Annotated in this window: 16 protein-coding genes and 1 pseudogene; 9 read left to right on the forward strand and 8 right to left on the reverse strand. The window is 69.0% G+C overall.

What is annotated here, in order from left to right:
* Window positions 1-227, forward strand: a pseudogene (locus tag MKK63_RS16345) (sugar transporter); the annotation flags it as partial.
* A 150-nt stretch (window positions 228-377) separates the two neighbouring features.
* Entirely contained in the window at window positions 378-1514 is a 1137-nt protein-coding gene (locus MKK63_RS16350; RefSeq protein WP_244003558.1) for a branched-chain amino acid ABC transporter substrate-binding protein, read from the forward strand.
* Between the two features lie 120 nt (window positions 1515-1634).
* Here MKK63_RS16350 and MKK63_RS16355 read toward each other — a convergent pair whose 3' ends face one another.
* Complete coding sequence (locus tag MKK63_RS16355; protein WP_244003561.1) at window positions 1635-2201, reverse strand: tyrosine phosphatase family protein; 567 nt, start codon at window positions 2199-2201, stop codon at window positions 1635-1637.
* Window positions 2202-2344: 143 nt separating this feature from the next.
* Here MKK63_RS16355 and MKK63_RS16360 point away from each other — a divergent pair, with 143 nt between their 5' ends.
* On the forward strand, window positions 2345-3475 hold the full coding sequence (locus MKK63_RS16360; protein WP_244003589.1) for a TRAP transporter substrate-binding protein: 1131 nt from the start codon (window positions 2345-2347) through the stop codon (window positions 3473-3475).
* A gap of 400 nt (window positions 3476-3875) precedes the next feature.
* Here MKK63_RS16360 and MKK63_RS16365 read toward each other — a convergent pair whose 3' ends face one another.
* Both MKK63_RS16365 and maiA read right to left on the reverse strand, forming a co-directional pair.
* Entirely contained in the window at window positions 3876-5207 is a 1332-nt protein-coding gene (locus tag MKK63_RS16365; protein ID WP_244003563.1) for an NAD(P)/FAD-dependent oxidoreductase, read from the reverse strand.
* 147 nt (window positions 5208-5354) lie between these two features.
* Window positions 5355-6002 (reverse strand): maleylacetoacetate isomerase, encoded by a 648-nt coding sequence (gene maiA / locus MKK63_RS16370; RefSeq protein ID WP_244003565.1) that lies wholly within the window; start codon window positions 6000-6002, stop codon window positions 5355-5357.
* A gap of 135 nt (window positions 6003-6137) precedes the next feature.
* Here maiA and moaB point away from each other — a divergent pair, with 135 nt between their 5' ends.
* Window positions 6138-6695 carry a molybdenum cofactor biosynthesis protein B gene (gene moaB / locus MKK63_RS16375; RefSeq protein WP_244003567.1) on the forward strand — a complete coding sequence of 186 codons (558 nt, stop codon included), beginning with the start codon at window positions 6138-6140 and terminating at the stop codon, window positions 6693-6695.
* Between the two features lie 232 nt (window positions 6696-6927).
* On the opposite strand, the gene MKK63_RS16380 is transcribed toward moaB, so the two are convergent.
* Both MKK63_RS16380 and MKK63_RS16385 read right to left on the reverse strand, forming a co-directional pair.
* On the reverse strand, window positions 6928-8376 hold the full coding sequence (locus MKK63_RS16380; protein ID WP_244003569.1) for an amino acid permease: 1449 nt from the start codon (window positions 8374-8376) through the stop codon (window positions 6928-6930).
* A 136-nt stretch (window positions 8377-8512) separates the two neighbouring features.
* Window positions 8513-9043 carry a hypothetical protein gene (locus tag MKK63_RS16385; protein WP_244003571.1) on the reverse strand — a complete coding sequence of 177 codons (531 nt, stop codon included), beginning with the start codon at window positions 9041-9043 and terminating at the stop codon, window positions 8513-8515.
* Between the two features lie 150 nt (window positions 9044-9193).
* Between MKK63_RS16385 and MKK63_RS16390 the strand changes: the two genes are divergently transcribed.
* Entirely contained in the window at window positions 9194-10321 is a 1128-nt protein-coding gene (locus tag MKK63_RS16390) for a PA0069 family radical SAM protein (protein WP_409564522.1), read from the forward strand.
* Between the two features lie 85 nt (window positions 10322-10406).
* Here MKK63_RS16390 and MKK63_RS16395 read toward each other — a convergent pair whose 3' ends face one another.
* The 3 genes from MKK63_RS16395 to MKK63_RS16405 form a co-directional block, all read right to left on the reverse strand.
* On the reverse strand, window positions 10407-11009 hold the full coding sequence (locus tag MKK63_RS16395) for a ribonuclease HII (RefSeq protein WP_244003573.1): 603 nt from the start codon (window positions 11007-11009) through the stop codon (window positions 10407-10409).
* Between the two features lie 113 nt (window positions 11010-11122).
* On the reverse strand, window positions 11123-12169 hold the full coding sequence (locus tag MKK63_RS16400; RefSeq protein ID WP_244003576.1) for a glycosyltransferase family 4 protein: 1047 nt from the start codon (window positions 12167-12169) through the stop codon (window positions 11123-11125).
* Between the two features lie 10 nt (window positions 12170-12179).
* Window positions 12180-12995: a UDP-2,3-diacylglucosamine diphosphatase gene (locus tag MKK63_RS16405; RefSeq protein WP_244003578.1), complete on the reverse strand. Its 816-nt coding sequence runs from the start codon at window positions 12993-12995 to the stop codon at window positions 12180-12182.
* A gap of 514 nt (window positions 12996-13509) precedes the next feature.
* Here MKK63_RS16405 and MKK63_RS16410 point away from each other — a divergent pair.
* From MKK63_RS16410 to fchA, 4 genes are all read left to right on the forward strand, one after another.
* Window positions 13510-14718, forward strand: a complete 1209-nt coding sequence (locus MKK63_RS16410) for an aminotransferase class V-fold PLP-dependent enzyme (RefSeq protein WP_244003580.1) — start codon at window positions 13510-13512, stop codon at window positions 14716-14718.
* 103 nt (window positions 14719-14821) lie between these two features.
* Window positions 14822-15763, forward strand: coding sequence for a D-2-hydroxyacid dehydrogenase (locus tag MKK63_RS16415; protein WP_244003582.1), 942 nt, complete (start codon window positions 14822-14824; stop codon window positions 15761-15763).
* A gap of 271 nt (window positions 15764-16034) precedes the next feature.
* A complete protein-coding gene (locus tag MKK63_RS16420; protein ID WP_244003584.1) occupies window positions 16035-16898 on the forward strand; it encodes an NADP-dependent methylenetetrahydromethanopterin/methylenetetrahydrofolate dehydrogenase in 864 nt (287 codons plus the stop codon).
* 10 nt (window positions 16899-16908) lie between these two features.
* Window positions 16909-17550: a methenyltetrahydrofolate cyclohydrolase gene (gene fchA, locus MKK63_RS16425; protein WP_244003586.1), complete on the forward strand. Its 642-nt coding sequence runs from the start codon at window positions 16909-16911 to the stop codon at window positions 17548-17550.
* The last annotated feature ends 332 nt before the right edge of the window (window positions 17551-17882 follow it).

Raw genomic sequence — 17882 nt, forward strand, 5'->3', positions numbered from 1 at the left:
ACCCGGGCTCGAAGCTGCTCGGCACGCCGCTGGTCCCGGTGGTCTACCGGATCGACATGCGCGACCCCAACAGCCTGTTCGTGTCCCAGGCGTTCCGGATGCGCAACCGCGACCTCGTCTACGTCTCGAACGCGCCGTTCGCCGAACTGTCGAAGGTGCTGACCGCCTTCAGCGGCGTCACCGGTCCGGTCTCGTCCGTCGCCACCGCCTACTACTACGTGAAGTAAGGCCGGGACGACGCGCGACAGGCTGCGGAAAACAATCGCGTTTCTCCGCATCCTCGCGTATGGCCTTCGGGTGCGGTGAGGGCGTGCGTCGCGGATGCCGCACGCCGTCCGCCTGTAGTCGCCGCGCGCAAGGATGCCTAGAAGAGCCCGATGAAGATCGGACGCGTCGTCCCCGCCAGCGGGCTGTTCCAGCCTGCACTGATGTCCCTGAGCCTGTGTGTCGTGCTCCTCCCGGCGGTGCCGGCGAAGGCCGATGTGGTGGTCGGCGTGGCGGTCCCACGCTCGGGGCCCTACGTTGCGGTGGGCGAGCAGGTGCTGCGCGGGGTCGAGGCGGCGGCGCGGGACGCCAACGCCATGGGCGGCCTCGACGGCCAGCCCGTCACCCTCGACGTGCAGGACGATGCCTGCGACTCGAACACCGCGACCGCGGTGGCTAACCACTTCGTGCGCGGGAACGTCCGCCTCGTGGTCGGGCATGTCTGCTCCAACGCCTCGATCGCGGCGTCCGACATCTACGCCCAGAACGGCGTGGTGATGATCACCGCCGCCTCCGTGGCGGCGCGGCTCACCGACCGGGGACTGCCGACCATCTTCCGCGTCTGCGGACGGGATGACGATCAGGCGCGGCTCTCGGCCGCCGTGCTGGCCGAGCGGTTCCGCGACCGGAAGATCGCGCTGATCCAGGATCAGACCCCGGCCTCCCGGGCGCTCGCCGCGGCCACCAAGGACAACCTCAACCGGATCGGCGTCAACGAGGCGCTGTCGCTCTCGTTCTCACCGAGCGACGCCGACGATACCGCCCTGGCCGACCGCCTGAAGGCCGCGGGGATCGACGTGGTCTATTACGGCGGCGACGCCACCGAGATGGGGCGCCTCGTGAAGATCGCCGCCGACCGGGGTTTTCGGCCGCAATGGTTCGGCACCTCGGCCATCGCCTCGCCGGACTTCGGCAAGATCGCCGGGCCTGCGAGCAACGGCGTCCTGATGACCTTCTACCTCGATCCGAGCCGGCAGCCGGCCGCGGCCAGCGTGGTGAAGACCTTCAAGGGCGAGGGCGTCGATCCCACCGGATCGACCATCTACGGCTACGCGGCCATGCAGGCGCTGGTGGCGGCCGCCAACTTCGCCCATTCGGTCGAGCCGAAGCCGATCGCGCAGGCGCTGCACACGGAACGGTTCGACCTCGTGCTCGGCACGGTCGGGTTCGACGCCAAGGGCGACGTCACCGCGCAGGGCTACGTGCTGTACGTGTGGAAGGACGGGAGCTTTACGCCGGCGGGCAAATAGGCGCTCTCGCGCAGATCCCGGCGTCGGGCGGGGCGATGCCGCGTACGGGGAGCTGCCGAAAGTCCGTTTCCGGACGTGCCGACTGGGGACGGCAGCTGCCTGACCGGACGGGCCGCGGCCTCACGCCTTCGCGGCGTCCACCTCCGCACCGCGCCCGAGCCCGCGCAGTAATTCGGCGAGGTGGGGCCGCACCCGCAATTGCAGGGCGTGGAGCTGCCGGACCGCCTCGCTGAGCCGTCCCTCCCGGCCGAGTTGCGCGTCCGCGAAACCGATCATCCTTGCATTGGGCCAGGCCGGCTCGCGCAGGGCGTGCAACCGCGCCACCAGGGCGTCGGCCGGCGTCCCGGGCTCGGCCTGCGCGAACAGCATCAGCAGCGCCGCGGTGGAGCGCGACAGGCCGTAATGGCAATGCACCAGCAGATGCGCCGCCCCGTCGAGTTGCCGTCCGAACCCGAGGATCGCCGCGACATCCTCCGGCTCTGGCGGCACGAGCCCGTCGCCGGGGCCGAGGCAGTCGTGGAAATGCAGCGTCGTGCGGGTATGGGCACCGTAAGCCCCGAAGGCCTCGGGCTCCGGCGTGCCGGGGTCGAGGAGCGACAGGACATGGCTGACGCCGCGCGTCCCATGGCCGGCCAGCTCCTCCAGGCCGCAGACGGTATGCAGGGTGACGGAGGGCATGGGTTCCATCTCCGGCGCCTAGCACGGTCGGTCGCCCGATTCGAGCTGCGACGGAACTGCCGCCGCCGCCCGCGGCTTTCGAGAACCGGTGCAGACATGCTAGCTGCGGGCCGGCAAATCCGCGCCGGACGGACATCACACGCTCGGACGAGATCCCGTTGGACGACACGCTTATCGCGCACCCCTCGAAGGCCGGAACGCGGCGCACCCTCCTGGCCGCCGGCCTGGGCGCGGCCGTCGCCGGGCCGCTCGCCGCTCCGGCCCTGGCCGAGGGCGCGCCGGAGCTGCGGTGGCGCCTGTCCTCGGCCTACGCCAAGACCCTCGACATCCTGTTCGGCGCCTCCGAGACGCTCAGCCGGATCGTCGCCGAGGCGACGGACGGTCGTTTCCAGATCCGGGTCCAGGGCCCCGGCGAGCCGGTTCCCGCCGAGGGCCTCTTGGATGCCGTCGCGGCCGGCACCGTCGAGATGGGTCACGGGCCGGCGACGCTGGGCATGGCCAAGGACCCGACCTTCGCGCTCGCGACCGCCGTGCCGTTCGGGCTCAACGCCCGGGGGGCCGCCGCCTGGTGGCTGGCGGGGGGCGCGGCCGAGCTCTTCGCCGAGGTGTTCGCGAAGGCCGGTCTCGTCTGCGTGCCGGGGGGCAACACCGGCGCGCAGATGGGCGGCTGGTTCCGGCGCGAGATCAAGAGCCTCGCCGATCTCCAGGGGCTCAAGTTCCGGATCGACGGCATGGGCGGGCAGGTGCTCGCCAAGTTCGGCGTCCAGCCGCAGACGATTCCGGGTTCCGAGATCTACGCGGCGCTGGAGGCGAAGAAGATCGACGCCGCCGAGTGGATCGGTCCGTACGACGACGAGCGCCTCGGGCTGCAGAAGGTCGCGCCGGTCTATCATTATCCCGGCTTCTGGGAGGGCGGCGCGATGCTGCACTTCTGGTTCAACGCCGAGGCATGGAAGGCGCTGCCGAAGAACTACCAGGCGATCCTGCGGGCCGCCGCCGCCCAGGTCGGCACCGAGGTGCAGGCCAAGTACGACGCGCGCAACCCCCAGGCCCTGCGCCGGCTGGTCGCCGGCGGCGCGCTGCTGCGGCCCTTCCCGCAGGATGTGATGGAAGCCGCCCTCAAGAACGCCAACGACGTCTACGGCGAGATCGCGGCCAAGAACGCCGATTTCCGTCGGGTCTACGAGGCGATGCGCACCTTCCGGAACGAGGAGTATCTCTGGTTCCAGGTCGCGGAATACACCTACGACAACTTCATGATTCGGGCCCGCGCGCGGGGGTAGAGTCTGTTACGGGACGTCTTTGGGCCTCTGGGGATCCCAAAGGGATCATCCCTTTGGCGGGGTTGGGGCAGGGCCCCGAAAATTCCGCAAAGCTTGCGCCGCGTACCCGCAAACGGTCGCGGACCGAGCCCGTTCAAGGTCTTTGGACTGACTGCCAGAATCGCGATTCTTGGGTCTGACGTTTTAAAAATCAACGCCTTTTCCCATCCACCTTGTGGGGAGGGGTACGGCGTGGGGGTGGCTCAGGATCGAGCGGTCCGGCGCCTTCTGCATCACCCCCACCTCCAACGTCTCCCCACACGGCGGAGGAGAGGGCGCCAAGGCAGTGTCAAAGTGACTCCGCAAACACCTCGAAAGGGCGGGTCCCGGACCGTTCGAAACCCTGATCGGATGATCGCTGCTAATGCAGCTTCACCCGCGGCTCGGTGCGGCGGGTGAGGGCGCGCGCCAGGGTGTCGAGGACCGTCTTGGCGGTGCCGTGGAGCGCCTGCTCGTGCATCTTGTAGAGCGAGCGGTACATCATCCGGGCGAACAGCCCGGCGATCAGCATGTTCTTGCCGCGCACGAACCCCATCAGGCTGCCGACGGTCGAGTACTCGCCGAGCGACACCAGCGAGCCGAAATCCTTGTACTTGAAGGGCTTGAGCGGCTTTCCGTCGATCTTGGCCCGGATCTGGCCGATGAGATGGCTCGCCTGCTGGTGGGCCGCCTGCGCGCGCGGCGGCACCGGCGTGTCGGAGCCCGCCTCGACCAGATAGGCGCAGTCGCCCATCGCGAAGATGTCGGGGTCCCGCGTCGTCTGCAGGGTCGGAGCCACCACGAGCTGGTTGGTGCGCGTCGTCTCGAGGCCGCCGATGCCCTGAAGGAACGGCGGCGCCTTCACGCCCGCCGCCCAGACCACCAGCTCCGAGGGGATGAAGGTGCCGTCGGCGAGCTGCACGCCATCCGCCCGCACCTCGGTCACGCGCGCCTTCACGCGGACATCGACGCCGATCTTGTTGAGGAGCTGCATCACCTCGGTCGAGAGCCGTTGCGGCACGGCCGGCAGGATGCGGTCGGCCGCCTCCACCAGGGTGATGCGGATGTCCTTGCCGGGGTCGATCTTGTCGAGCCCCGTGGCGACCACGTGGCGCAGGGTCCGGTGCAGCTCGGCGGCGAGCTCGGTGCCGGTCGCACCCGCGCCAATCACCGTCACATGGAGCTGCCCGGGCCGGACCGGGCCGGCCTGGGTGTGGGCCCGAAGGGACGCGTTCACGAGGCGCTGGTGGAAGCGCACCGCCTGATCCTGGGTGTCGAGCGCGATGGCGTGTTCGGCGACGCCCGGCGTGCCGAAATCGTTGGTGGTGGAGCCCACCGCCATCACCAGCGTGTCGTAGGGAACCGTGCGCTCGGGCGTGACCTCGCGGCCCTCGGCGTCGTGGCTCGCCGCGAGCTGGATCGTCCGGGCGTCCCGGTCGAGCCCGGTCATGCGCCCGATCCGGTAGCGGAAGCCGTGCATGTGGGCGTGGTGCAGGTAATCGACCGCGTGGTGGCCGATGTCGAGGCTGCCGGCCGCGACCTCGTGGAGCAGCGGCTTCCAGATATGCGTGCGGGCGCGGTCCACCAGCGTGATGTGGGCGCGCTTGCCCTGCCCAAGCTTGTCGCCGAGCTTCGTCACCAGCTGAAGGCCGGCGGCGCCGCCGCCCACCACCACGACGCGATGCAAACCTGACTCGTTCTCGACGGATGCCATCGCCACTCTTTCCGCTCCCGGACCGGGATTAAGACGCCGGCCTGCTTACACGTGCCGAGTGTCCGATTGCCACATCTGCCTGCCAAGATCACGCGCAACGAAGCCACGCGTGACGAAGCCACGCGCGCCCGCGACGCCCGTCCCGGGTCACGCCTGCGGAGCGCCGGGCTGACGCAGGGGATGGGCCTCGGCCACCGCCGGCAAGGCGAGGCATTCCGCAGCGATCCGCCCGACGGTCGGATAGGCCGCCGTATCCACGCCGAAGATACCGGTCCCGACCCAGAGGCTCACGAGACAAAGATCGGCGTGGCTCACCGCGTCGCCCTGGCAGAATCGGCCGGTTCCGGGCTCGTTGGCGAGGCGCGTCTCCAGGGTCCGCAGGCCGGTCTCGAAGGCGTTGCGCAGGAAGTCGAGCATCCGCTCCCGGGGCAGGTCGTAATGCTCCATCAGGAAGGTACGGACCCGCGGCACGTAGAGGGGGTGCGTGTCGCAGGCGACGACCTGCGCCAGCGAGCGCGCCCGCGCCCGCGCCCGGGGCTCCTCGGGCAGGAGGCGCACGCCGCCCTGCGTCTCCTCCAGGTAATCCAGGATCGCGAGGGACTGGGTGAGCGGCGGCCCGTCCCCGTCGAACAAGGCCGGGACCGCGCCCTGCGGGTTGATCGCCCGGAATTCCAGCTTGTGCTGGTCGCCCGCATCGAGGTCGATGAAGGTCTCCTCGTAGGCGATGCCCTTGAGCTTGAGGGCGATCCGCACCCGGAAGGCGGCGGCCGAGCGCCAGTTGCCGTACATGTGCATCGGATAGAGTCTCCGGAGGATCGGCAGAGCACAACCGAGTTTGCCTTCCGCCGCAAGGGGGCGCGTGCGACCGCCTGGGGGCGACAAGCCGAAGCGGCGGGCCCATATCGGTCGCCTGTCCCGGAGACCCGATCCATGGCCGACCAGCCCGCCCCGCGCGCCTTCATCCCCCTGTCGATCGCGGTGCTGACCGTGTCGGACACCCGCCGCCCGGAGGACGACCGATCCGGCGACACGCTGGTCGAGCGCCTGACGGAGGCGGGCCACCGCCTCGCGGCCCGGTCCATCGTGCCGGACGAGGTCCCGGCGATCCGAGGCCAGGTCGAGGCATGGCTGCGCGATCCGGGTATCGACGTGGTGCTGACCACGGGCGGCACGGGCTTCACCGGGCGCGACGTGACTCCGGAGGCGCTGGAGCCGCTGTTCGAGAAGCGCATGGACGGCTTTTCCGCCGTCTTCCACCGCATCTCCTACGACAAGATCGGCACCTCGACCCTGCAATCGCGGGCCACCGCCGGGGTCGCGCGGGCGACCTACGTGTTCGTGCTGCCGGGCTCCCCCGGGGCCTGCCGGGATGCTTGGGACGGGATCCTGGCGCAGCAGCTCGACTACCGGCACCGCCCCTGCAACTTCGTGGAGATCATGCCGCGGCTCGACGAGCATCTGCGGCGGGGGGCCAGCATCACGGTGTGAGGCGCGGGAATTTCCCTCTCCCCTATGCGGGAGAGGGTGGCCCCGAAAGGGGTCGGGAGAGGGGAGTGACGGTGCAGGACCAAGTTCTGCCTGTCCCGCCAGCCGCGCCCCCTTCTGAAGCCGGGCTCCCCTCTCCCGACTACTGCTGACGCAGGGGCCACCCTCGCCCGCAAAGGGGGGAGGGAGAGGCGCGTCGTGCTTTGAGCCAGCGCGTCGGCCACTGCGAACGGCGCTACGCCGTGGTCCCCTCCTTGCGGCGCAGGACCGAGTGCTTGCGCCCATAAAAGAAGTAGACGACGAGCCCGATCGCCATCCAGATCACCAGCCGCAGCCACGTATCGAGCGGCAGGCCGGCCATGAGCAGGAGGCAGAACAGGATGCCGAGGATCGGCACCATCGGCACGGCCGGTGCCCGAAACGGGCGCTTCATGTTCCGGTTGGTCCGGCGCAGGTAGATCACCGAGCCGCAGACCAGGATGAAGGCCGCGAGCGTCCCGATGCTGACCATCTCGCCCAGGATGTTGATCGGCACCAAAGCCGCCACCACGGCGACCGCGGCGCCGATCAGCGCCTGGCTGCGATAGGGCGTCTGGTAGGTCGGATGGACGTGGGCGAACATCTTCGGCAGCAGGCCGTCCTGCGCCATGGTGAAGAAGATCCGGCTCTGGCCGTAGAGCAGCACGAGGATCACGGTGGTCAGGCCGGTGAGCGCCCCGAGCTTGATCAGGATGGCGAACCAGCCGATGCCGATCACGTCGACGCCCTTGGCGATCGGATCGGGGACGTTCAGATCCTTGTAGGGAACCAGCCCGGTGAGCACGGCCGCCACCAGAACGTACAGGATGGTGCAGACGACGAGCGAGCCCAGAATGCCGATCGGCATGTCCTTCTGGGGCTTGCGCGCCTCCTGGGCCGCGGTGGAGACCGCGTCGAAGCCGATGAAGGCGAAGAACACCACGCCCGCGCCGCGCAGGATGCCGCTGTAGCCGTAATGCCCGAAGGTGCCGTCGTTCTCCGGGATCAGCGGCGTCCAGTGCGCCGTGTCGACATGGCCCCAGCCCAGCGCGATGAAGGCCACCACGACGGTCAGTTTCACCGCCACCATGACGTTGTTGAAGCGCGCCGATTCCTTGGTGCCGCGCATCAGCAGAAGCGTGATCAGCGCCACGATCAGCACCGCCGGCAGGTTGAACAGGGCGGTGCCCCCGCCGTCGATCGAAGTGCCGGGCGCGTGCGCGAATTGCGCCGGGATCGCGATCCCGACATCCTTCAGGATGCTGGTGACGTAGCCCGACCAGCCCACCGCCACGGTGGCCGCCCCCATGGCGTATTCCAGGATGAGATCCCAGCCGATCAGCCACGCGAAGAATTCGCCCAGCGTCGCGTAGGTGTAGGTGTAGCTCGACCCCGCCACCGGGATCAGCGCCGCCATCTCGGAGTAGCACAGGCCGACGAACGCGCAGGCGATGCCGCCGAGTACGAAGGACAACATGATCCCCGGCCCGGCATATTGCGCGGCGGCCGTGCCGGTCAGCACGAAGATGCCGGCGCCGATGATGGCGCCGATGCCCATCGCGGTGATCGACAGCGCGCCGAGCGACTTCGAGAGTTGCTGCTCGCCCTCGCCGCTTTCGATGATGTCGTCGACGGATTTCCGCCCCATCAGGCCCGACGCATCCATCGCAACATCCTCCCAGGGCGCAGCGGGCAGGCGGCCCCGCCCTCACCGGGAGAAGCCGCAAATCCTTTGCCATTGACTGAGAGTTGTAGAGGCGGATCAACGGACAACAACGTGGCCTGTAGCAATATCCTCGCGATTATGCTCGATCGATACGGGCAATCAGCGGCCGAACCTTGAGGCGCGCGGTGAAGACCGGTCCGCTCCGCAGCGCCTCGCGCCGGACCACGTCGCCCGCCCTGGCGCTGCGGGCGCCTGTCAGGATCTCGGCCCGGCCGACCAGGCGCGCACGCCAGCCGGCGGCCGGGCGGTGCAGGCGGCCGAGGCCGGTCTCCGGCCGGGCGGTGCCGACGAAGCGGTCGAGGGTCCGAATCCAGCCCTCCGCGGGGACATCCCCGGCCTCGAGGCACAGGATCCAGTCCCGACGCGCCAATGCGGCGCCCGCCGTGTAGGGGCTGTCGCCAGCGTGGACGACCAAGACCGCGCCAGTCGCCTCGGCGACGGCCGCCACGGCGTCGCTGGCGCGACCCGTCACGATCACCGCATCGCCGATCAGGCCACCGGCGACGCCGGAGACGAGCACGCCGAGCGTGTCAGCCAAGCGATCGATCGCGTCCGGATGGGCCGGGTCGGCCACGTAGGTCACCGCAGAGAGCATGAGCGCGCGCATAGACGATTTTGCGCTGCCGTAAACCATTCCTGCGTCGCCGGACGGTCGGGGTGTTACCGAGAGACGCACAGATGTGGAAGTTGCCCGAAAAACAGGCGTTCCTTAGCCCGATGTTCTCTCTATGTTTCACGTGAAACAGAGGGCGTCATCATGGCGGACAACGTCTTGGGTTCGCGGGACAAGTCGAGACCAGCGGGTATGCGGCGGCTCGCCGCTAGCACGCCCCCTGAGGCCGGGCGGCGCGGGCGCGGGTCCACGTCCAACCCCACCGGCCGTTTCGAGGCGGCCCAGCGCGAGGCGTTTCACGACCCCGACTGGACGGCCGACGATCCCGCTCCCCTGCGTACGCAGGTGACGCCGGAACGATCCGCCCGGATCATCGCCCGCAACACTTCGCCCGACATACCCTTCGATCGCTCGATCAATCCGTATCGTGGCTGCGAGCACGGCTGCATCTACTGCTATGCGCGACCGACCCATGCCTTCCTGGGTCTGTCGCCGGGGCTCGATTTCGAATCGCGGATCTTCGCCAAGCCGGACGCCGCCCGGCTGCTCCTGCGCGAACTCGCGGCGCCGGGATACAGCCCGGACACGATCGCGCTGGGCACGGCCACCGATCCCTACCAGCCGGCCGAGCGCACCCACCGCATCACCCGGGCGGTGCTGGAGGTTCTGCGGGACACGCGGCATCCGGTCGGCGTCACCACGAAATCCGACCTCGTCCTGCGCGATCTCGACCTCCTGGCCGAGATGGCCGCCGACAACCTCGCCCTTGTCGCGATCTCGCTGCCGACCCTCGATCCGGTCCTCGCCCGGCGGCTCGATCCCCGGGCCCCCCGGCCCGAGAAGCGTCTCGCCGCGATGGCGCGCCTGAGCGAAGCGGGGGTGCCCGTGATGGTCAACGTCTCCCCGATCATCCTGGGGCTGACCGACCACGAGATCGAGTCCATCCTCGCCCGCGCCCGGGAGCACGGCGCGCGCCGGATCGGCCATGCCCTGCTGCGACTCCCGGGCGAAGTCGCCGACTTGGTGGCCGATTGGTTCACCGAGCACTATCCGGAGCGGCAGGCCCGCGCCTTCGCGCTGCTCCGGCAGGCCCGGGGTGGCCGCGAGAACGATCCCCGTTTCGGTCATCGCTTCCGCGGCGAGGGTGCCTACGCGGCGATGATCGGCCAGCGCGTCCGGCTCGCCGGGACACGGCTCGGCTACGCGTTCGGCCGGATGGACCTGACCCGGGAAGTCTTTCGCAAGCCGGGGGCGCAGCTGAATTTGTTTTAAGCGCCCGTTCAACCCGTTCGGAAAAACCCCGGTTTCGAAAGGTCGAGACCTTTCGCGGGTCCAGGGCGGAGCCCTGGGAAGCACGTCAGGGCGCCGTATCGAACCCACGGGTGAAGCTCAGCCGATGGTGCGGGCTTCGGCCGAGGCTGGTCAGGCCGGCCCGGTGGAGAGCGGTCCCGTAGCCGACATTGCGCTCCCAGCCGTAGCCGGGGTGGCGCAGGGCGAGGCGCCGCATCAGCGTGTCGCGAAACACCTTGGCGACGATCGCGGCGGCGGCGATCTGCGGCACCAGCCGGTCCCCGCCGACCACCGCCCGGCTGGGCAGTCCGGGCAGCGCGTCGCGGCCATCGACCAGGACCGGCGCCGCGATGCCCAGTCGGCCCACCGCGCGCGCCATGGCGTCGAGGGTCGCGGCGCGGATGTTGACGCGGTCGATCAGCGCCCGGGAGCCGGCCGAAACGGCGACGCGGGCGTGAGCGCGGATCAAGGGTGCGAGCCGCTCCCGCTCGGGCTCGGGGAGGCGCTTGCTGTCGTCGAGGGCGGCGAGCAAGTCGGGCGGGAGCGCCGCCGGATCGAACCAGACCGCCGCGACCACGACTGGGCCGCACAGGGCACCGCGGCCAACCTCATCGCAGCCGATCGCCACCGGATAGGCCGCTGCGCGGGACGGATCGAACGAGCGCGCCATCGCCCTCTTCCGTGGAATCACGAACGTCACGGTTTCAAAAGGTCTCCGACCTTTTGCGGGTCTCGAACTTTGCCCTGCCGAGCCACCAAAGGGCAAGCCCCTTGGAAACCCGTTCAGGCGGCGTCCCGGGCAAGGCGCTCGCCGCCATGGGCTTCGATGATGTTGCCGAAGAACTGGCGCGCGCTCACCTCCCAGCCCCGGCGCAGGGCCTCGGCCCTGCACTCGGCCCGGGACAGGTCGAGGGCGGCGAGGGCGGCGACCCGCAGGTCCTGATCGAGGATGCCCACCCGGGTGCCCCCGATCACGTCGTTCGGCCCCGGCACCGGGAAGGCCGCCACCGGCAGGCCGCAGGCCAGCGCCTCCAGCAGCACGATCCCGAACGTGTCGGTCAGGCTCGGGAACACGAACACGTCGCAGGCCGCGTAGACCGCCGAGAGCGCCGCCCCCGTCCGGGTCCCGAGGAACCGGGCCGCCGGCGCCAGGCTCTGGAGCCGGCCCCGGTCCGGCCCGTCACCGACCACGATCTTGGTGCCCGGCAGATCGAGGTTCAGGAAGGCTGCGATGTTCTTCTCCACCGCCAGCCGGCCGACATAGAGGAACAGCGGTCGCGGCAGATCGGCGAGTTCCTCGGGCGGCGGCGCGCCGGGCGTGGCGGGGCGGAACCGCTCGGTGTCGACCCCGCGGGTCCAGCGCATCATGTGGGTGAAGCCCCGGGCCTCCAACTCGCTCTGGAGCGAGGCGGTGCTGACCATCGTGCCGCGGGCGGCCCCGTGGAAGCGGCGCAGATAAGCGTAGGACCACGCCTCCGGCACGGGCAGGCGGGCGGCGAGGTATTCCGGGAAGCGCGTGTGATAGCTCGTGGTGAACGGCAGGCCGTGCGACAGGCAGTGCCGCCGCGCCGCGTATCCCACCGGACCCTCGGTCGCGATGTGGACATGGGTCGGCCGCTCCGCCCGCCAGCGCGCCGCCACCCGCTCCCGTCCCGCATAGGCGAGGCGGATCTCCGGGTAGCCCGGCATCGGCAGCGAGGGGAAATCCGCCGCCGTCAGCATCGTGGTCGCGAAGCCGTGCTCTGGGGCCCGGCGGACCATCTGCTCCAGGGAGCGCACCACGCCGTTGACCTGCGGATGCCACGCATCGCTGGCGATCAGGAGCTTCACGGTCGAGCCCTCACGCCACCGCGCGCCGGCCCGGGACCGCCTGCGGCACGGTCTCGGCCGCGCGGGCGCGCAGCAGGCTCGGATAGTGCAGCACCTCCATGCGGCCGTCGTAATGCTCCACCAGCCCGGTGCAGGATTCGACCCAATCGCCGGTGTTGAGGTAGCGCAACTCGCCGATCGGCCGATCGGCCGCGTGGTGGATGTGGCCGCAGATCACCCCGTCGGCGCCCTGTCGGCGCGCCTCCTCGGCCAGGATCGTCTCGAACCGGCCGATGAAGCTCACGGCGTTCTTCACCCGCAGCTTCGCCCAGGCCGAGAGCGACCAGTAGGACAGTCCGACCCGGCGGCGCATCTTGTTGAGCAGCGTGTTGAGGGACAGCGCCAGCGTGTAGGCCCCGTCGCCGAGATGGGCGAGCCAGGGCGAGTGGCGCACCACCATGTCGAACTGGTCGCCGTGGATCACGAGGTAGCGCTTCCCGTCGGCGGCCTCGTGAATCGCGGTCTCGGAGACTTCGATGCCGCCGAAATTCATGCCGACGTAGTCGCGCAGGAATTCGTCGTGGTTGCCCGGCAGGTAGACGACCTTGGCGCCCTTGCGGACCTTGCGCAGCAGCTTCTGGACGACGTCGTTGTGCTCCTGCGGCCAGTACCAGCCGGAGCGCAGCTGCCAGCCGTCCACGATATCCCCGACGAGGTAGATCGTGTCGGCGTCGTAATCCCGCAGGAATGACAGCAGCAGACCGGCTTGGCAGCCGCGCGTCCCGAGATGCAGATCGGACAGGAACAGCGTCCGGACCCGGACCGGCATCTCCTCACCCTCGGCCACGGCTTCGTCTCCCGGCGGCTGAATACGGCCGGGATCCAGAGCGCGATCCCATCTCAGTTTGATGACGCGCCGAGGGCGGTATCCTGCGAGCCTGGGTGCGTTGCGGCGTAGCTTCTTAATCGGAGATTAGTATCGCTGCGGCGCACAAAAAATTTTTTTGGCAAGTTCCGGAAGTTTTTCCGGTTTTCCTTTCACGCTACACCGCCTCATAATGCCAGATAACCGGCGGCTCGGTACGAGCGCGGCCGGGCATGACAGGAAGGCGGCGAGGACGGCCCTGGGGCCGTCGGGCGGGACGGCATTTCGGAGGCGACCGGCGCGCGGGGGCGCGCCGCGACGCGAGCGGCACGAGGCCGCCTGCCGCTCCGCTGCGCCCCCCACCCACGGCAGAGGATGGCGTTCGAGGCGGCGTGGCGCGAGCCGCGCCCGCCGGCGCCGGACCGACTCCCGAGGACGTTTGGACAACCCGTCGCAGGCTCGGCCTGCGCGCAATCGACTATTCGGAGGAAACATCATGGCCGCAACCCGGCGCCCCGGTCGCAACCATCTCTTCATCCCCGGCCCGACCAACATCCCGGACCGGGTGCTGCGCGCCATGCACGTGCCGTCCGAGGATCACCGCTCGCCGAGCTTTCCCGAGCTGGTGAAGCCGCTCCTGCAGGACTCCAAGATGGTGTTCGGCTCGACCGCCGGAACGGTGATCCTGTTCCCGTCCTCGGGCACCGGCATCTGGGAATCGGCCCTGTCCAACACGCTCTGCCGCGGCGACACGGTGCTGACCTCGCGCTACGGCCAGTTCAGCCACCTCTGGGTCGACATGGCTCAGCGCCTCGGCCTCGACGTGGTCGTCCAGGAGGAGGAGTGGGGCACCGGCGCCGATCCGCAGAAGATCGAGGAGGCCCTGCGCGCCGACAAGGACCATAAGATCAAGGCCGTCATGGTCGTCCACAACGAGACCGCCACGGGCGTCACCAGCGATATCGGTGCGGTTCGCAAGGCGATCGACGCCGCAGGCCACCCGACGCTGCTGTTCGTGGATGGCATCTCGTCGATCGGCTCGCTGCCGTTCTACATGGACGACTGGAAGGTCGACTGCGCCATCGCGGGCTCGCAGAAGGGCTTCATGCTGCCGGCCGGCCTCGGCCTGATCTGCATCAGCCCGAAGGCGCTCAAGATCGCCGAGGGCGGCACCGGCCGCAACGACCGGCTCGGCCACGCCTACTTCGCCTGGAAGGACCAGCTCGCCGCCAACGCGACCGGCTACTTCCCCTACACCCCCGTCCTGCCGCTGCTCTACGGCCTGCGCGAGGCTCTGCAGGTCGTGAAGGAGGAGGGGCTGGAGAACGTCTACCACCGCCACCACGTGCTCGCCGAGGCGACCCGCCAGGCGGTTGCGGCCTGGGGCCTCAAGCCCTGCGCCAAGGAGCCGAAGTGGAACTCCGACACGGTCACGGCGATCGTGGTCCCGGAGGGCGCCGACGCCGCCAAGGTGATCACCCACGCCTACGAGCGCTACAACCTCTCGCTGGGCGCTGGCCTGTCGAAAGTTGCCGGCAAGGTGTTCCGCATCGGCCACCTCGGCGACCTGAACGAGCTGTCGCTGCTGGGCGCCATCGCGGGCGCCGAGATGGCCATGATCGATTGCGGCATCAAGGTGACGCCGGGCTCGGGCGTCGCCGCCGCCTCCAGCTATCTGCGCGAGAATCCGCTGCATAAGGCGTAAGCCGCGCACGCGATCGGGGCGGGACCGGGTTGCCGGGCCCGCCCCGACGCGCAAGTAAGAACAAGACTATCGAGGAAACTACCCGTCGTCCGAGAGGGGTCCTATGACCAAGAAGATCGTGTTCCTGGATCGTGAATCCCTCGATGCCAGGGTCCGACCGTTCAACTTCCCGCACGAATACGTCGAGCACGACTCGACCTGGACGCCGGAGGAGATCGTCTCCCGCCTTCAGGGCGCGGAGATCGCATTGATCAACAAGGTGCCGATGCGGGCCGAGACGCTGAAGCAACTCCCCGATCTCAAGCTGATCGCGGTTGCGGCCACCGGCACCGACGTGGTCGACAAGGCCCAGGCCAAAGCGCAGGGGATCACGGTCGTCAATATCCGCAACTACGCGTTCAACACCGTGCCGGAGCACGTGGTCGGGTTGATGTTCGCTCTGCGCCGGGCGATCGTACCCTATGCCAACTCGGTGCGGCGGGGTGATTGGGCGAAGTCCAAGCAGTTCTGCTACTTCGATTATCCAATCTACGACATCGCCGGCTCGACCCTCGGCATCGTAGGCTACGGGGCGCTCGGCAAGTCGATCGCCAAGCGGGCCGAAGCGCTCGGCATGAAGGTTCTGGCCTTCGACGTGTTCCCGCAGGACGGGCTCGTGGACTTCGAGACGATCCTGACCCAATCCGACGTGATCACGCTGCACGTCCCGCTGACCCCCGACACCAAGGGGATGATCGGCGCGGCCGAGCTTAAGCGCATGAAGAAGAGTGCCATCCTGATCAACACGGCCCGGGGCGGGCTGGTCGACGAGGCGGCTTTGCTCGAAGCGCTCAAGGACGGCACGATTGCGGGCGCGGGCTTCGACGTGGTGGCGCAGGAGCCGCCCAAGGACGGCAACATCCTGTGCGAGGCCGACCTGCCGAACCTGATCGTCACCCCGCACGTGGCCTGGGCCAGCAAAGAGGCGATGCAGATCCTGGCCGATCAGCTCGTCGACAACGTCGAGGCGTTCGTGGCGGGCAAGCCGCAGAACGTGGTCGAGTAGCGGCCGGGTTCTCCTTCCCCCCTCTGCGGGGGAGGGTGGCCCCCGAAGGGGGTCGGGAGAGGGGAGCGACGATGCAGGACGAGGCCTTGCCCGTCATGACACTCCGCCCTTTTCTGAACCCGCGCTCCCCTCTCCCTTCCCCTACTGACGCAGGGGCCACCCTCCCCCGCAGAGGGGGGAGGGGACGCGCGGATCCCGGCCCTGACTCCGATCACCCTTGAAAAAAACCCCTGACGGCGCCTCACGGGCGCGACGGAAAGGTCCCAAGAAAATGACAAAAAAACTGCTGTTCCTGTTCGACACCGATGCCGTGCCGAACGTGTTCGACACGGTCGTCGGCTACGATGGCGGGGCCGACCACATCACCGGCTACGGCGGCGTGAACCCCGACAACGTCGGCGCGCTGGTGGACGGCACGATCTACACCCGCGGCGGCGCCGAGAAGAAGTCCACGGCGATCTTCGTCGGCGGCGGCAGCATGGCGGCGGGCGAGGACCTGTTCACGGCGGTCAAGAAGCGCTTCTTCGGCCCGTTCCGCGTCTCGGTCATGCTCGATTCCAACGGCTCCAACACCACGGCCGCCGCCGGCGTCGCGCTGGTGGCCAAGGCTGCAGGCTCGCTTCAGGGCAAGAAGGCCGTCGTGCTGGCGGGCACCGGCCCGGTCGGCATGCGCTCGGCTGCGCTGCTCGCCGGCGAGGGCGCCGAGGTGACGATCGCGGGCCGCGCGTTGGACAAGACCCAGGCCGCCGCCGATCAGATCAACACGCGCTTCAAAGTCAACGTGAAGGCCGCCGCGACCCCCGACGAAGCCTCGCGTGTCGCCCTCGTCAAGGGCACCAACCTCGTGTTCACAGCCGGCGCCATCGGCGTCGAGCTGCTGCCGGAAGCCGCCTGGGCGCAGGAATCGTCCATCCAGTTCGTCGCCGACTACAACGCCCAGCCCCCGACGGGCATCGGCGGCATCGAGGTGATGGACAAGGCGCGTGAGCGCAACGGCAAGCAGGCCTTCGGGGCGCTGGGCATCGGTGGCCTGAAGCTCAAACTGCACCGGGCCTGCGTCGGCCAGCTCTTCGAGAGCACCGATAAGGTGCTCGACGCCGAGGAGATCTACGCCCTCGCCAAGACGATGGCTTGAGGAGGCGCCGGTGACCGAGACGCATCGCCCCGAGACCGACAGCATCGAAAAGTTCCTCACGGAGCTCGCGAGCGCCGCCCCGACCCCCGGGGGCGGCGGCGCGGCGGCGATCTCCGGCGCCATGGGCGCTGCCCTGGTGTCGATGGTCTGCAACCTCACCATCGGCAAGAAGAAGTACGTCGAGGTCGAGGCCGAGCTGAAGGACGTGCTCGCCAAGTCCGAAGGCTTGCGGGTCGTTCTCACCGGAATGATTGGCGAGGACGTCCAGGCCTTCGACGCCGTTATGGGCGCCTACGGCTTGCCGAAGGGCACCGACGACGAGAAGGCGGCCCGCGCAGATAAGATTCAGGCCGCGCTCAAGACGGCCTGCGACGTGCCGCTCGCCTGTTGCCGGGCCTGCCGCGCGGTGATCGACCTCGCGGCGATCACGGCCGACAAGGGCAATCTCAACGTGGTGTCGGATGCCGGCGTGGCGGTGCTCTCGGCCTATGCCGGCCTGCGCAGCGCGGCGCTCAACGTCTACGTCAACGCCAAGGGTCTCGAAGACCGGGAGTTCGCCGACGAGCGGCTTCAGGAACTGGAAGGCCTGCTGGCCGAGGCCGGGACGTTGACCGAGACGATCTACGGCGTGGTGAAGGCCAAGGTGAACTGACAGGCGCAGCGCTCTCCCTCTCCCTCTGCGGGCTTGAGGACTCACACAACTTGTTTGGAGAGGAGGCAGGACGAGGCCGTGCGTCTCCCTCCCCCTCTGCGGGGGAGGGCGGGCGCGCGGGATATCTGGTCGGCCCAACCTGGCAACCGGATGATGATCCCGAATGCGATGTGTGAATCGGCAAAGATTGGAAGAGCGTCGCGCTGGGAAAGAGTGTTCAGAGGCGGGTGACACACGCTGGCGCCGCGGGGAGAGGACGAACAATGGGGATAGCAGCACCTCACAACGTAGCAATCTGATGATCAGCCGGAATGACATGTGTGACAATGCAC

It is taken from the genome of Methylobacterium sp. J-088 (assembly GCF_022829295.1).
Lineage (GTDB): Bacteria > Pseudomonadota > Alphaproteobacteria > Rhizobiales > Beijerinckiaceae > Methylobacterium.

Coding starts and splice junctions, on each gene's coding strand:
- maiA (WP_244003565.1), bottom strand. CDS start 6,002: ATGCACATGTACGGCAACTGGCGCTCGGCCGCCGCCTTCCGGGTGCGG.
- MKK63_RS16415 (WP_244003582.1), top strand. CDS start 14,822: ATGACCAAGAAGATCGTGTTCCTGGATCGTGAATCCCTCGATGCCAGG.
- MKK63_RS16380 (WP_244003569.1), bottom strand. CDS start 8,376: ATGGATGCGTCGGGCCTGATGGGGCGGAAATCCGTCGACGACATCATC.
- MKK63_RS16420 (WP_244003584.1), top strand. CDS start 16,035: ATGACAAAAAAACTGCTGTTCCTGTTCGACACCGATGCCGTGCCGAAC.
- moaB (WP_244003567.1), top strand. CDS start 6,138: ATGGCCGACCAGCCCGCCCCGCGCGCCTTCATCCCCCTGTCGATCGCG.
- MKK63_RS16385 (WP_244003571.1), bottom strand. CDS start 9,043: ATGCGCGCGCTCATGCTCTCTGCGGTGACCTACGTGGCCGACCCGGCC.
- MKK63_RS16395 (WP_244003573.1), bottom strand. CDS start 11,009: ATGGCGCGCTCGTTCGATCCGTCCCGCGCAGCGGCCTATCCGGTGGCG.
- MKK63_RS16390 (WP_409564522.1), top strand. CDS start 9,194: ATGGCGGACAACGTCTTGGGTTCGCGGGACAAGTCGAGACCAGCGGGT.
- MKK63_RS16350 (WP_244003558.1), top strand. CDS start 378: ATGAAGATCGGACGCGTCGTCCCCGCCAGCGGGCTGTTCCAGCCTGCA.
- MKK63_RS16355 (WP_244003561.1), bottom strand. CDS start 2,201: ATGGAACCCATGCCCTCCGTCACCCTGCATACCGTCTGCGGCCTGGAG.
- MKK63_RS16365 (WP_244003563.1), bottom strand. CDS start 5,207: ATGGCATCCGTCGAGAACGAGTCAGGTTTGCATCGCGTCGTGGTGGTG.
- MKK63_RS16410 (WP_244003580.1), top strand. CDS start 13,510: ATGGCCGCAACCCGGCGCCCCGGTCGCAACCATCTCTTCATCCCCGGC.